Origin of the sequence: Nonomuraea recticatena, assembly GCF_039533245.1 — a bacterium.
In the GTDB taxonomy this organism is placed as follows: Bacteria; Actinomycetota; Actinomycetes; order Streptosporangiales; family Streptosporangiaceae; genus Nonomuraea; species Nonomuraea roseola.
Genome location: NZ_BAAATE010000001.1, coordinates 671,917 through 686,089, shown reverse-complemented (window position 1 = coordinate 686,089; position 14,173 = coordinate 671,917). Strand labels below are relative to the sequence as shown.

The 14,173-nt window shown below is 71.1% G+C and carries 12 protein-coding genes; 7 read left to right on the top strand and 5 right to left on the bottom strand.

Features of this window, described 5'->3' with window-relative positions:
- Nucleotides 1–323 precede the first annotated feature (323 nt).
- The 5 genes from ABFX50_RS03265 to ABFX50_RS03245 all read left to right on the top strand — a co-directional run bounded on the left by ABFX50_RS03265 (nt 324) and on the right by ABFX50_RS03245 (nt 7,464).
- Nucleotides 324–1,571 carry a serine hydrolase domain-containing protein gene (locus ABFX50_RS03265; RefSeq protein WP_346143007.1) on the top strand — a complete coding sequence of 416 codons (1,248 nt, stop codon included), beginning with the start codon at nt 324–326 and terminating at the stop codon, nt 1,569–1,571.
- An 89-nt stretch (nt 1,572–1,660) separates the two neighbouring features.
- Nucleotides 1,661–1,828: a hypothetical protein gene (locus ABFX50_RS03260; RefSeq protein ID WP_346143005.1), complete on the top strand. Its 168-nt coding sequence runs from the start codon at nt 1,661–1,663 to the stop codon at nt 1,826–1,828.
- A 135-nt stretch (nt 1,829–1,963) separates the two neighbouring features.
- Entirely contained in the window at nt 1,964–3,934 is a 1,971-nt protein-coding gene (locus ABFX50_RS03255; RefSeq protein WP_346143003.1) for a GTP-binding protein, read from the top strand.
- 3 nt (nt 3,935–3,937) lie between these two features.
- Nucleotides 3,938–5,662 (top strand): ABC transporter ATP-binding protein, encoded by a 1,725-nt coding sequence (locus ABFX50_RS03250; RefSeq protein ID WP_346143001.1) that lies wholly within the window; start codon nt 3,938–3,940, stop codon nt 5,660–5,662.
- Nucleotides 5,659–7,464 (top strand): ABC transporter ATP-binding protein, encoded by a 1,806-nt coding sequence (locus ABFX50_RS03245; protein WP_346142999.1) that lies wholly within the window; start codon nt 5,659–5,661, stop codon nt 7,462–7,464. Before ABFX50_RS03250 ends, ABFX50_RS03245 begins: the two co-directional genes overlap by 4 nt.
- A gap of 105 nt (nt 7,465–7,569) precedes the next feature.
- Here ABFX50_RS03245 and ABFX50_RS03240 read toward each other — a convergent pair whose 3' ends face one another.
- The 4 genes from ABFX50_RS03240 to ABFX50_RS03225 are packed head-to-tail and all read right to left on the bottom strand — an operon-like array spanning nt 7,570 to nt 10,968.
- Nucleotides 7,570–8,751 (bottom strand): ABC transporter permease, encoded by a 1,182-nt coding sequence (locus ABFX50_RS03240; RefSeq protein ID WP_346142997.1) that lies wholly within the window; start codon nt 8,749–8,751, stop codon nt 7,570–7,572.
- Entirely contained in the window at nt 8,748–9,407 is a 660-nt protein-coding gene (locus ABFX50_RS03235) for an ABC transporter ATP-binding protein (protein ID WP_346142995.1), read from the bottom strand. Before ABFX50_RS03235 ends, ABFX50_RS03240 begins: the two co-directional genes overlap by 4 nt.
- Complete coding sequence (locus ABFX50_RS03230) at nt 9,404–10,447, bottom strand: peptidoglycan-binding protein (RefSeq protein WP_346142993.1); 1,044 nt, start codon at nt 10,445–10,447, stop codon at nt 9,404–9,406. Before ABFX50_RS03230 ends, ABFX50_RS03235 begins: the two co-directional genes overlap by 4 nt.
- Nucleotides 10,444–10,968: a hypothetical protein gene (locus ABFX50_RS03225; RefSeq protein WP_346142991.1), complete on the bottom strand. Its 525-nt coding sequence runs from the start codon at nt 10,966–10,968 to the stop codon at nt 10,444–10,446. The genes ABFX50_RS03230 and ABFX50_RS03225 overlap by 4 nt, the downstream gene beginning before the upstream one ends.
- Nucleotides 10,969–11,051: 83 nt before the next feature.
- On the opposite strand from ABFX50_RS03225, the gene ABFX50_RS03220 reads away from it, so the two are divergent.
- Both ABFX50_RS03220 and ABFX50_RS03215 read left to right on the top strand, forming a co-directional pair.
- The gene (locus tag ABFX50_RS03220; protein WP_183651053.1) at nt 11,052–11,696 is read left to right on the top strand and encodes a response regulator transcription factor; all 645 of its coding nucleotides are present in this window, start codon (nt 11,052–11,054) and stop codon (nt 11,694–11,696) included.
- On the top strand, nt 11,693–12,862 hold the full coding sequence (locus ABFX50_RS03215; RefSeq protein ID WP_346142988.1) for a sensor histidine kinase: 1,170 nt from the start codon (nt 11,693–11,695) through the stop codon (nt 12,860–12,862). Before ABFX50_RS03220 ends, ABFX50_RS03215 begins: the two co-directional genes overlap by 4 nt.
- Here the strand turns inward: ABFX50_RS03215 and ABFX50_RS03210 are convergent.
- A complete protein-coding gene (locus ABFX50_RS03210; protein ID WP_346142986.1) occupies nt 12,859–14,160 on the bottom strand; it encodes a serine hydroxymethyltransferase in 1,302 nt (433 codons plus the stop codon). The two genes, ABFX50_RS03215 and ABFX50_RS03210, sit on opposite strands and share 4 nt — an antisense overlap.
- Between the last annotated feature and the right edge of the window lie 13 nt (nt 14,161–14,173).

Here is a 14,173-nt window from a genome sequence, read left to right as displayed (position 1 = left end):
CGGCGGTCCGCAGGGTGAGCTTGTCCTGGTCGGTGAGGGTGACGGACATGGTGGTGTGCTCCTTCGGATCCGAGAATTCAGGTGAACGGACGGCTCGGCCGCCCCGACGGCTCAATCGCTGAACCGTTCATGGCCTTAACTTTCGCCGACCGCTCTGATACCGGGCCGTCGCCGTCCTGACACGACCGCTGACGCGACACCGCATGGTCGACGAGGAGCGCGAACGAAAGACGTGCGCGTCTCCGGGCTTGCGTACGCCACGGCGTTGTGCGTACAGTGTTCGCATACAGGGAACGCCGTACGCAGGACGTGAAGGAGAGACCATGTCGACCACCGCCACCTGGGACACGCAGGGCAACTGGGCGATGAAGGACAACAACAAGGGGCTGTCGGAGGCGGGGCTGCGCCGGATGCGTGAGGTGCTGGCCCGGCACATGGAGTCCGGCGGAATCCCCGGACTGGTCGCCCTAGTCGGCCGGGGCGAGGACACGCACGTGGAGACCATGGGCACGCTGCACGAAGGCGGGGGCGCGCCGATGCGCAGGGACACGATCTTCCGGTTGGCGTCGCTGAGCAAGCCGATCACCGCCGCCGCCGTGATGCTCCTGGTCGAGGAGTGCCGCCTGCGGCTGGACGACCCGGTCGACGAGTGGCTGCCCGAGCTGGCCGACCGCCAGGTGCTGCGGAGCATCGACTCCCCGCTGGAGGACACGGTGCCGGCGCTGCGGCCGATCACCGTAAGGGACCTGCTGACCTTCACCTTCGGTTTCGGTGCGGTGCTGGCGGCTCCTGACACCTACCCCATCCAGGTCGCCATGCGCGAGCTGGGCCTGGACGGCTCCGCGCCGGAGGCGGGGCCCGACGAATGGCTCGGCCGGCTGGGCCGGCTTCCGCTGATGCACCAGCCGGGGACGCTGTGGCAGTACCACACGGGATCCGACGTGCTCGGCGTGCTCGTCCAGCGGGTGGCGGGGCAGTCGTTCGAGGCGTTCCTGCGCGAGCGGCTCTTCGGCCCGCTCGGGATGAAGGACTCCGGATTCCACGTGCCCGCCGACAAGATCGACAGGCTGCCGACCAGCTACGCCCACGACCCGCAGACCGGCGGGCTGGTCGTGTGGGACGAGGCGGCAGGCGGCAAGTACAGCTCGCCGCCGGTCTTCGAGAGGGGTGGCGACGGGCTGGTCTCGACCGTGGACGACTACCACGCCTTCTACCGGATGCTGCTGAACAAGGGAGTGCACCGCGGCGAGCGCATCCTGTCCCGCGCGTCGGTCGAGCTGATGACGACGGACCACCTGACTCCGGAGCAGAAGGTCGAGAAGGACGCCTTCGGCGACCACTTCGGCAGGCACGGCGGTTACGGCTTCGGGATGGCCGTCCGTACGCACCGGCGCGACCTGGCGTCGGTGGGCCAGTTCGGCTGGGACGGAGGCCTGGGCACCACGGCGTACGCCGATCCGGTCGAGGGGCTGACCGGCATCCTGTTCACCCAGGCGGCCATGGACTCCCTGGACACGCCCCGCCTCCACAAGGACTTCTGGACCACCGCCTACCAGGCCATCGCAGACTGACTGCCCTTCCAAGGGGGCACTGCTGGAGGCGGCCGTCCAGCGCAATCTGCCGCGAGGCCGCCCAGTGGATCAGGGCGCAGGGCGCCGACGTGGCCGACCCCGAGGCGACGGCGGCCGTGCTGATCTCGTCGCTGGCCTACCATCCGCTGCTGAACATCCTCATCGGGCACACACCTGGCGGTCTCGAGGCGGACCGGTTCCTGGACGCCTGGGTCGAGCACGCCGTCAGGTCCCTCGAGGCCGGTTCTGCCCGATGACAAATCGGTTGTTCGCCGAAGCGGCCCTCTGATCTACTCGAGAGGACCGCTCGCCGATCAAGGAGACAGAAATGCGCACGGCTTACATGTCCACCCAAAAGGTAAATGCCACCTATCTTGAGGACATGTCGCTCCGTGAGCACGTTGAACTTGGGGATTCTGGCGCATGTAGACGCCGGTAAGACGAGCCTGACCGAGCGGCTGCTCCACGCCGCCGGTGTCATCGACGAAGTCGGCAGCGTCGATGAGGGCAACACACAGACCGACTCCCTTGCGCTCGAACGACAGCGCGGGATCACCATCAAGTCCGCCGTCGTGTCGTTCGAGATCGGCGGCGTCACCGTCAACCTGATCGACACCCCCGGCCACCCCGACTTCATCGCCGAGGTGGAGCGGGTGCTCAGCGTGCTCGACGGCGCCGTCCTGGTCGTCTCCGCCGTCGAGGGCGTGCAGGCGCAGACCCGGGTGCTCATGCGGACCTTGCGACGGCTGCGCATCCCCACGCTGATCTTCGTGAACAAGATCGACCGTGGCGGCGCGCAGGACGAGCGCGTGCTGCGGACGATCTCAGAGAAACTCACCCCTGCCGTGATCGCGATGGGATCGGTGCGCGAGGTGGGCACGCCGCGCTCCGATTTCCGTCCTTACGGCGCCGCCGACGCGGCGTTCACGGCGAGGCTCGCGGAGGTGCTCGCCGAGGGCGATGACGCGCTTCTCGCCGCCTTCGTCGACGACGCGGCGCGGATGCCGTACGGCGTGCTCCGCAAGGAGCTGGCGGCGCAGACCCGACGGGCGCTGGTACACCCGGTCTACTTCGGCTCGGCGGTGACAGGGGCCGGTGTGGATTCGTTGATCTCCGGCATCGGGGAGCTGCTGCCCGCGATCGAGGGTGACGTGGACGGCCCCGTCTCGGGCACCGTCTTCAAGGTCGAGCGCGGTCCCGCGGGGGAGAAGATCGCCTACGTGCGGATGTTCTCCGGCGCCCTGCCCGTCAGAGAGCAGACGGACGCAGGAAGGGTCACCGCGATCAGCGTGTTCGAGCGCGGCTCCGCCGTCCAGCGCGGGCAGGTCGTCGCCGGGCGGATCGCCAAGGTGCGTGGCCTGACCGACGTCCGCATCGGCGACACGATCGGCACCCCCGTGAACGAGGCGGAGACTCACCACTTCGCCCCTCCCACGCTGGAGACCGTGGTCGTCCCCGCGCGGCCCCAGGACAGGGGCGCGCTGCACCTGGCGCTCGCCCACCTCGCCGAGCAGGACCCGCTGATCAACGTGCGCCAGGACGAGATCAGGCGGGAGGTGTCCGTCTCCCTCTACGGCGAGGTGCAGAAGGAGGTCATCCAGGCCACGCTGGCCGAGGACTTCCACGTGGACGTCACCTTCCGCGAGACGACGACCATCTGCGTCGAACGGCTCAGCGGCACGGGCGCGGCCGTCGAGATCATGCACGAGCAGGGCAACCCGTTCCTCGCGACCGTCGGGCTGCGTGTCGAGCCCGCTCCGGCCGGCACAGGGGTGGAGTTCGGGCTGGAGGTCGAGCCCGGGTCGATGCCGCCCACGTTCTTCAAGGCAGTCGAGGACACCGTGCGCCTGACCCTGCTGCAGGGCGTCCACGGGTGGGAGATCTCCGACTGCACGGTCACCATGACGCACTCCGGCTACGCGGCGCGGCAGAGCCACTCCCATGCCGTCTTCGACAAGAGCATGTCGAGCACCGCGGGCGACTTCCGCAACCTGACGCCGCTGGTGCTGATGAGCGCGCTCAGGCAGGCGGGCACCAGGGTGTACGAGCCGATGCACCGCTTCAGGCTGGAGATCCCTGCCGACGCGTTCGGCCAGATGGTCGCCGCACTGGCGCGGCTGCGGGCCGTACCGCAGAGCTCGGAGAGCAGGGGCTCGGCGTACGTGCTCGAAGGAGAGATCCCCGCGGCCATGGTGCACGGGCTGCAGCGGCAGCTGCCCGCGCTGACGCGCGGGGAGGGTGAGCTGGAGTGCGCCTTCGACCGCTACCAGCCGGTCTCCGGGCCGGTGCGGAGCAGGCGGAGGAGCGACCACAACCCGCTCAACCGCAAGGAGTACCTGCTGCGCGTGAAGCGGCGGGTCTAGGCGATGGCCGCCTCCGCAGGCGACGTCCTGCGCCACCTCCGCCCCGGCCCCCGCTCCGCCGCCGCGCTCACCGCGGCCGTCGTCGCCGCGACCGCGCTGCCGCTGGCCGCGCCGCAGCTCACGCGCGGCTTCGTCGACGACGCGATCGGCGGAGCGAGCACCCGTCATCTGACGCTGCTCGCGCTCGGCTACCTGGCTCTCGCCGTGGCGGGCCAGGTCGCCAGGCTCCTCACCGCCTGGCTCGCGAGCAGGCTCGCGTGGGACGGCACGAACCGCCTCAGGGAGCGGCTCGCCGAGCACGCGCTCGGCCTCGATATGGCCTTCCACGGCAGGCACACGCCCGGCGAGATGATCGAGAGGGTGGACGGCGACGTGGTGGCCGTCGCCGACTTCGTCGTCGCCTTCCTGATGGACGTCGTGGCAGGCCTGCTGCTCCTCGCCGGCGTGATCGTGATGGTGCTCACCATCGACGTGCGCCTCGGCGCCGTCCTGCTGGTCTACTGCCTGCTCATCGGGTACGGCATGGCCCGCGCGCAGCGGCTGGCCGTACCGTCTGCCGCCCGGTCACGGGCGGCCGACGCGGCGCTCTTCGGCAACCTCGAGGAACGGCTGGCGGGTGCGGAGGACCTCAGGGCCAACGGCGCCGGCGAGCACGCCGTGAACCGCTTCCACCAGGCGAGCGCCGCCCTGTTCCACGCCGAGAACAGGGACGCGCGGATCGGAACCACGCTGCTCGCGGGCACCTCGGTGGCGTTCGCGGCCGGTACGGCGATCGTCCTCGGGCTGGCGGCGTGGACGCGGCAGTCAGGGACGCTCACGGTCGGCACGGCCGTCCTGCTCTTCCAGTACACGCTCATGGTGCGGGCGCCGTTCGAGCGCCTGATCGACCAGCTGAGGCAGTACCAGACGGCGCTGGCCGGTCTGACTCGCATCGGCGAGCTGCTGGCCGAGCGGCGCACCCTTCCCACGCCCGCCGACCCCAGGCCACTGCCCCCGAAGGGCCCGCTCAGCCTGGAGCTGGACGGCGTGGGTTTCGCCTACGCCGACGACGACGCGCGGGTGCTCTCGGACGTCACGATCACACTGGCGCCCGGCGAGACGCTGGGACTGGTGGGCCGTACGGGCAGCGGCAAGACCACCATCGCCAGGATGGCGCTGCGCCTCTACGACCCGACGGAGGGCGCCGTCAGGATCGGCGGGCTCGACCTGCGCGACGCCGACCCCGCGTCGGTGCGCGCGCGGACGTGCGTCGTCACGCAGGACGTGCAGCTCTTCGCCGCCAGCGTCAGGGACAATCTCACGCTCTTCAGGCCGCTGGACGACGACCGCCGCCTGCGCGCCGTCCTCGCCGACGTCGGTCTCGGCGAGTGGCTGGCGACGCTGCCCGACGGGCTCGACACCGAGCTACGTGGCGTCTCGGCGGGCGAGGCGCAGCTGCTGGCCTTCGCCCGCGCCTTCCTCACCGACCCCGGGTTGGTCGTGCTCGACGAGGCGTCCAGCCGCCTCGACCCCGCCACGGAGCGGCGCATCGAGCAGAGCGTCGACCGGCTGCTCAAGGACAGGACCGGCGTGCTCATCGCGCACAGGCTCTCGTCGCTGTCCAGGGTGGACAAGATCGCCGTCGTCGACGGCGGAAGGATCGTCGAGTACGGCTACCGCCACGAGCTCGCCGCGGACCCTGACAGCAGGTTCTCCCGCATGCTGGACATGGCGCAGGTGCGCCGATGAAGCCCGTGATGCTGGTGGCCACCCGGCTGGCCCGGTTCGACCTGCGCCGCTATCTCGTCGGCGCGCTCCTGTGGATGCCGGTCAGCGTCATCCCGCTCGCGGGAGGGCTGGTGCTCCAGCAGCTCTTCGACCACATCGGCGGGCACCGCCCCGCGGCACTGGAGCAGGCGCTGTGGCTGTGCGCGGCCTTCGTCGGCGTGGAGGTGGTCCGCGGTGTGGTGATCGTCGTCGCCTGGACCTACGGCGTCTACTGGTGGGCCGCGGCCGCGACCCTCCTGCGGTCGAACGCCCTGCGCTCGATCCTGACCGCGAGGGGAGCGGCCGCGACCAGGCTGCCGCACTCGTCGGGGGAGTCTGTCGCGCGCTTCCGCGACGACGTGCGTGACGTCGTCGAGTTCGTCGACGAGTCCGTGGCGCTGGCGGGCGCGGCGCTCTTCGGCGGCGCCGCACTGGCGATCATGGCCTCCATCGATCCCGTCATCACGCTGGTGATGGCGCTGCCGATGATCGCGATCGGCGTGCTCAGCCGCCTCATGAACGCAGTGATCAGAAGGCTGCACCGGCGGGCCAGGGAGCTCGGCGCGGCCGTCACGGCCGTCATCGGGGAGACCTTCGGCGGCGTGCTGGCGATCAAGACCGCGGGCGCGGAGGAGGCCGTCATGCGCCGCCTGCGCGAGCACAACGGCAGGCGCAGGAACGCGGCGGTCAAGGACCGGCTGGCCACCGACCTGCTGGGCACCGCGACAGGCGCGACGGTCGAGATCAGCGTCGGACTCGTGCTGCTCCTGTCCGCGTCGGCCATGCGGCGTGGCGACTTCACCGTGGGCGATCTGGCGCTGTTCACCAGCTACGTCGGCTGGCTGACGGCGCTGCCGCGCACCATCGGGGTGATCCTCTACCGCCTGCCCCAGGCCGCGGTCTCGACCGAAAGGCTCACCAGGCTGATGGCCCCGCACGAAGACGCGGCCGACCTGTCGAGGAACACCGGTGTCTGGTTCCACAGGGAGCGGCCCGCCGTCCCCCCGCCGCCGGATCGAGGCGAGGCGCTCCAGGTCGTCGAGGTCAGGGGGCTGACCGTCCGCCACGACGCGAGCGGGCGTGGTGTTCACGAGGTCGACCTGCGGGTCAGGCGGGGCTCGTTCACGGTGATCACGGGGGCCGTCGGCGCGGGCAAGACGACGCTGGTGCGCGCCCTGCTCGGTCTGCTGCCCGCGGACGAGGGGGCGATCCTGTGGAACGGCGTGCGCGTCGACGATCCGGGGACGTTCATGGTTCCTGGCCGCGTGGCGTACGCCAGCCAGGTCCCGCGGCTGTTCTCCGAGTCGCTGAGGGAGAACCTGCTCCTCGGCAGGCGGGCGGGCGACGACGAGATCGAGCGCGCGCTGAGGCTGGCGGCCTTCGAGGACGACCTCGCGGCGATGGCCGAGGGCATGGACACGGTCGTCGGGCCCCGCGGCGTACGGCTGTCAGGAGGGCAGGTGCAGCGGGCGACGGCCGCGCGGGCGCTGGTCAGGCGGCCCGACCTGCTGGTCGTGGACGACCTGTCGTCCGCGCTCGACGTGGAGACGGAGAGGCTGCTGTGGGACAGGATCGCCCACGCGGCCCGCGAAGGGAGCGGGCCCGAGACGCTGCTCGTGGTCTCGCACAGGAAGGCGGCGCTCGAACGGGCCGACCAGGTCGTCGTGCTCGACCGCGGCAGGGTCGTCGGCCGCGGCCCGCTCGACGAACTGCTGGACGGCTGCGCGGAGATGCGCAGGCTGTGGAGCGAGGAGCTCGTCACCGAGGCGGAGGAGTCGAGCTGAGGTCGCCATCATGGATCACCCCACGCGGGTCGGGGCCCTGTGATGCGAGCAGGGCGGCGGCATCGGGAATCGGATCGATGCCGCCGCCCTGCTCGGATCGGGGGGTCAGGAGGTGGACAGCGCCACCGTGGGGGACAGGCGGGCCGCGCGCATGGCCGGGTACAGCCCCGCCACCGTGCCGATGACCAGGGTGGCCCCGACCGCGCCGCCGATCGACCACGGCGGGACGACGGGTGGCCAGCCCTGCGACAGCGCGTACCCGATGGTGGCCAGAGCGCCGAGGACGGCGCCCGCGACCCCGCCCAGCGCCGACAGCAGCAGCGACTCGGAGAGGAACTGGACCCGCACCTGCCCTCGGGTGGCGCCGAGCGAGCGCCGCAGCCCGATCTCCTTCCTGCGCTCCAGCACCGAGATGACCATGGTGTTGGCCACGCCCACCCCGCCGACCAGCAGCGCCACGGCGCCGAGGCCCAGCAGCAGGTTGGTGAAGGCGCCCGAGGCCGCGGCCTTGGCCGCCAGCGCGTCGGACGGGCGGCTGACCTCGACCTCGGAGGGGTTCTCCGGGTTGACCGTACGGGGCAGGACCTCCCGCACCCCCTCCACCGCCTCCTCCGCGGACCGCTCGTAGAGCGTCGTCGGGTGCCCGTCGAAGCCGAGCTCCTCCTCGGCGACGGGGAAGCCGACGAGCGCCGAGCGTTCGATCTCGGGGGCCAGCGGCATGGGGCCGAGGATCCCGATCACGGTGAACCACCGGCCGCCCATCCAGACGCGCACCCCGGTACGGGTGATCCCCAGCCGCTCGGCGGCCCTGGCGCCGAGGACGACGGCGGGCTGGCGGGAGGTGGCGTCGTTCAGCCAGGTCCCCTTCGCCACGCCCCCCTCCAGTGTGGTGAGCAGGGAGGTGGTCGCGGCCTGGACGGTGATGCCCCCGGTGACCGCCTCGTCGATGTGAGCGGTCCTCCGCACGGTGGTCGAGACGGTCCCCGTCGCGGCGGCGGAGGTGACGGGGGCGATGCGGGAGACCATGTCGACCGCGCCGACGGGCAGCTTGGACGGCTCGCCGAAGACGGTGTTGCCCGCCGAGACCGTCAGCATGTTGGTGCCGAGCTTGTCGAGCTGGCGCAGCAGCTCCTCGCGTGAGGACGACGAGATGCCGATCACCGCGATCATCGTGGCGATGCCGATCGCGATCCCGAGCGCCGAGAGGATCACCCTGGTCGGACGGGCGTGCAGCCCTGACGCGCCCACCCTGAAGACGTCGGACAGGCTCAGCCTCGCCGGCTTCATGACAGCACCAGCCCGTCCCTGACCCGTACCTGCCGGGGACACCATTCGGCGATCTCGTTGTCGTGCGTGATGATCGCGATCGTGGTGCCTCCCTCGTGGAGCTCCTTGATGATCTTCAGAACCTCCGCGCCCGCCGCCGAGTCGAGGTTGCCCGTCGGCTCGTCGGCCAGCAGCAGCGGAGGATCGCCGACGACGGCCCTGGCCACGGCGACGCGCTGCTGCTCGCCGCCCGACATCTGGTTCGGCTTGTGGTCGAGCCGATGTCCGAGCCCTACGCGCTCCAGCGCCGCCGCGGCCCGCTCGCGGCGGGTGCGCAGCGGGGTGCCGGTGTAGAGGAGCCCGTCGGCCACGTTGTCCAGGGCGCTCACCCCCGGCGAGAGATGGAACTGCTGGAAGACGAAGCCGAGGTGGCGGGCTCGCAACGCGGACAGCTGCCGATCGGTCAGGTCGAGGACGGAGTGCCCCGCGATCCGCACGGACCCCGTGGTCGGCCGGTCGAGGGTGCCGATCATGTGGAGCATCGTGGACTTGCCCGACCCTGAGGGGCCGATGATCGCCAGCAGCTCCCCCGTGGAGACGGTCAGGTCCACCCCGCGCAGCGCGTGGACGTGCCCGTTGTAGGTCTTGGTGACCCCGCGCAGCTCGACGATGTTCATTCCGACGGCACCCCGACCTTCATGCCCTCGGTCAGGCCCTCGCCGGTGATCTCGACCATGCCTCCGCCGAACGCGCCGACCTTGACCGGGACCAGCCGGGTGCGCGCGCCCTCCACGACCTCGACGCCGAAGCCGCCCTCGCGCAGCGCGAGCAGCGCCTCCACCGGTACGGCGAGCACGTCCTCGCTGCGCTCGCTGACCAGTTCGACCTCGACGGGAGCCTGGTCGAGCCTGGTCTTCGGGGTCTTCGCCAGCGTGATGTCGACGTCGATGGTCGTGCCGTCCTGGGCGCTCTTGGCCACGGTGCCGACCGAGGTGATCTTCCCCGCCATCGTCTCGCCGCCGGGCAGCTCGACCTCGACCTTGGCGCCCTTCCTGGCCAGCGACTGGTCGCCGGTGTCGAGGTCCACGTGGACGAGCCGTCGCAGGCCGCTGACGGTCAGGGCCTGCTGGCCCGGAGCGGTTCTGGCGCCGACGGCGGCCTTGGCCTCGGTCACCCTGACCGCCGAGGGGAGGAACACCACCTGGGAGGCGTCCACCCGCCCCGTCTCCGGCAGGCCCCTGTCCTCCTGCCATTCGAGGACGGCCAGGTAGGTGGCGTAGGAGAAATGGTCATCGACGGTGAAGTCGTCGTAGCCGAGCGCTCTCAGGTTGCGCTCCAGCTGCTCGACGTCGGGGCCGTCGTCGATGCCCTGCTCCAGGGGCCTGTAGAGGGGCAGCTTGCCGTACATCAGGACGACGGGCTCGCGGTCGATCTTGAGCAGCGAGCGGCCGCGCTTGATGATCGAGCCCTCCTCGGGAACCCAGGTGACGGTGCCCGCCTTGCCCGAGGAGACCTGGCGCTCGCCCGAGTAGGTGAGCGAGCCCTCCACGGTCTTGGTGTCCACCAGGTCCTGCTTGGTGATGGGCGCGGTGGCGGGCACCAGCGCGGCGCTCTGTGCGGCCACGCCGGTGCTGCCGCCCTCGGTGAGGACGACCAGCGCCGTCCCCGCCGCCGCGACCGCGAGAAGGCAGGCGCCCGCGAGAACGCCTTTTCTCACGATCCGCCCCCAGCCATGCCGGGCGCGAGCTCCTTGCACGCCTCCTGGGCGGCCTTGACCGTCGCCTCGCTGGTGCCCTCGGGCACGGTCATCTTCACCATGCCGTCGGCGCTGGGGTCGGGCATGTCGACGCCGTGCTCGCGCATGCACTGGGCGAACTTGAGCATCTGGTCGCGGCGCTTGGGATCCTGGGCGGCCTTGTCGCCGACCGCGCCGTCGAGGTGCTCCTTGCAGACCTTCATGGCCTTGTCCATGAGGCCCTGGTCGGGGCCGCCCTTCTTGGCCTCGATGCGGATGCCGCCGTTGGGGTCGGGGTCGGCCATGTCGACGCCGTTCTCACGCATGCACTGCGCGAACTTGAGCTGGGCCTCGGCCCTGTCGACCGTGGCGGATGGGCTGGGCTTGGCGCTGCCGGTCTTCGCCGTGCCGTCGGCGCTCGCCACCTCGGTGGTGGTGGGGGCGCTGCCGCAGGCGGTGAGGAGGAGCAGTGGCAGGGAGGCCAGCACTAGTCGTGTTCTCATGCGGCACACTTCACCGAACAGGGCGCTAAAGCCGGATAAGGCGCTTACTCGCGACTAACAGGCGGTGCTGCACTCTCTGAGACATGCGGGTGCTGATCGTCGAAGACGAGGAACAACTGGCCGACGCCGTCGCGAGGGGCCTCAGGCTGCACGCGATGGCCGTCGACGTGGCCTACGACGGCCAGGAGGCGCTGGAGCGGGCCTCCTACATCGACTACGACGTCGTCGTCCTCGACCGTGACCTGCCGGAGGTGCACGGCGACGACGTCTGCGGGGAGCTGACGAGCAAGAGCAGGATCCTCATGCTGACCGCGGCGGGGCAGGTGCGCGACCGGGTCGACGGGCTGTCGCTCGGCGCGGACGACTACCTGGTCAAGCCGTTCGCCTTCGCCGAGCTGGTGGCCAGGATCAGGACGCTGGCCCGCCGTACCTCCACGGTGGCCCAGCCGGTGCTGGAGCGGGCGGGGATCAGGCTCGACCCCGCGCGCCGTACGGTCACCAGGGACGGGCGCGAGGTCGCGCTGAGCCGCAAGGAGTTCGACCTGCTGCGGGAGCTGATGCGCGCCGAAGGCCGGCTGGTCAGCTCGGCCCAGCTGCGCAGGGAGGTGTGGGACGAGTTCGCCGAGGGAGACACCAGCGTGCTGCGCGTCACCATGACCGCGCTGCGCAGGAAGCTGGGCGCGCCTCCGGTCCTGGAGAACGTGCCGGGCAAGGGGTACCGGCTGTGAGGCTCGGACTGAGGGCACGACTCACCGTGCTGTACGGCGCGCTGTTCTTCGTGGCCGGCTCGGTGCTGCTCTGGTTCACCTACATCCTGACGGCCAACGCCCTGGGCAAGCAGATGGTCATGGCGTACACGAAGACCAGTCCCGGAGCGGCGCTGCCGTCCCAGGAGCAGATCGGCGTGGAGGTCAAGCGGGCGGTCGGCGCCAGGGCTGCCGACGTGCTGGAGGAGATGCTGCGCTCCTCCCTGATGATCATGGTGCTCATCGGGATCACCGCGGTCGTGGTCGCCTACCTGGTGGCCGACCGCGCGCTGCGACCGCTCGACAGGGTCACCGAGACCGCGGAGCGGCTGTCGGAGAGCAACCTGCACGAGCGCATCGCTCTGGTGGGGCCGAAAGACGAGGTCAAACGATTGGCCGACACCTTCGACGCGATGCTCGACCGGCTCCACAGGGTCTTCGACGCGCAGCGCAGGTTCATCGCCAACGCCTCGCACGAGCTGCGCACCCCGCTGGCGGTCAACCGTACGGTGCTGGAGGTGTCGCTGGAGGAGCCCGAGGCCTCGCCCGACCTCAAGGCGCTGGCCAGGGCGCTGCTCGGCACCAACTCCCGCCACGAGCGGCTGATCGAGGGTCTGCTCCTGCTCGCCCAGTCGGAGCAGGAGCTGTCGGTCCGCAAGCCCGTCGAGCTGCGTCACGTGGTGGCGACCGCGATGGAGCAGGCCGACCTGCACCCCCGCAGGCGGCGCGTCACGATCCACCAGGACCTCGGCTCCGCGATGACGGAGGGGGACCCGCTCTTCCTGGAGAGGTGCGTCTTCAACCTCCTCGAGAACGCGATCAAGTACAACGTGCGCGACGGAGAGATCTGGGTCAGGGTCTCCAGCGAGAACGAGTCGGCGGTGATCACCGTGGAGAACACCGGGCCCGTGGTGCCTCCGTACGACGTGGACGACCTGTTCGAGCCCTTCAGACGGCTGTCGGGCGACAGGGTGAGGTCCGAACGCGGCTCGGGGCTCGGGCTGTCCATCGTCAGGGCCATCGTCGACGCGCACGGCGGCACCGTCACCGCGCTTCCCCGCCCCGAGGGCGGACTGGTCGTCACCGTGGGCCTGCCCCGCCGCGCGGGGGCCGCGGCGAGGGCGGCCAGGGTGCAACGCCCCGTCTAGCAGGTGAAGTGGACGCCGGAGAAGCCCGCGCGCCAGGCCGTCACCTCGGGGGCCACCGACGCCGGATCCGTCGAAGGGTCGAGACCGCGGGCGATGAACGAGGCCAGGACCGGCATGTCGTCCTCCTTCATGCCGAGCCTCGCCACCTCGGGCGTGCCCAGGCGCAGCCCGTTCACGTCGCCCGCCACGGGGGCGACGGGCAGGCCGATCCCGCAGGCCAGCAGGTTCGCCTGACGCAGTCTGCGGGCCGCGGCCTGGCCGCCGCCAGGGGCCAGCAGGGCGAACTGGTGGGAGTTGGTGCCGCCGCCGAAGACCGGTAGGCCGAGCTCGGCCAGGCTGGTGGCCAGCTGGTGGGCGGTGCCCACCATCATCTCCGCGTACGCCTTGCCCGCGACCTTCCAGTCGAGCAGCGCCACGGCCAGCGCCGCCGTACGGCCCGCGTCGAAGTTGGCCGTCAGGCCCGGGTAGGCGATGGCGTCGAGCCGCTCGGCCAGGTCGGCCGAGTCGGTGACGACCAGGCCGCCCGCCGGACCGCCGAGGCTCTTGTAGGTGCTCATCGTCATCAGGTGGGCGCCCGAGGCGAGCGGGTTGGGCCAGACGCCTCCCGCGATCATCCCGCACGCGTGGGCGGCGTCGAAGAGCACCCGCGCCCCCACCTCGTCGGCGACCTCGCGCACGGCGGCCACCGGGTGGGGGAAGGGGTTGAGGCTGCCGCCGATGGTGATCAGCTTGGGCCTGACCCGCACGGCCAGCTCGCGCAGCGCCGCGACGTCCACGGTGTAGCCGTCGGCGGCGACGGGCGCGTCCACCGTGGTCAGGCCGTAGAGACCGGCCGCTCCCGCCGCGTGGTGGGTGACGTGGCCGCCGATGGAGGGCGGAGGGGCGATGATCGTGTCGCCTGGACGGCACGTCGCCATGAAGGCGTAGAGGTTGGCCAGCGCGCCGGAGCCGACACGGACCTCGGCGTAGCGGGCGGAGAAGACCTCGGCGGCCAGCGCGGCGGCGATGATCTCGATCTGCTCGATCGCCTCGAGGCCCATCTCGTACTTGTCGCCCGGATAGCCGAGCGACGGGCGCGAGCCGAGGTTCGCCGACAGCAGCGCCTCCGCGCGCGGGTTCATGATGTTGGCCGCGGGGTTGAGGTTGACGCACTCGACGTCGTGGATCTCGTGGTTGCGGGCGGCGAGCCTGTCGATCTCGGCCAGCGTGGACAGCGGGTTCTGGGCGGCGACCTCGGCCGCGCCGCGTCGGACGAGGTCCTCGGAGGCGGCGGGTACCCAGGAGCGAGGGGCGAGCATGGGGTCAGGTTAG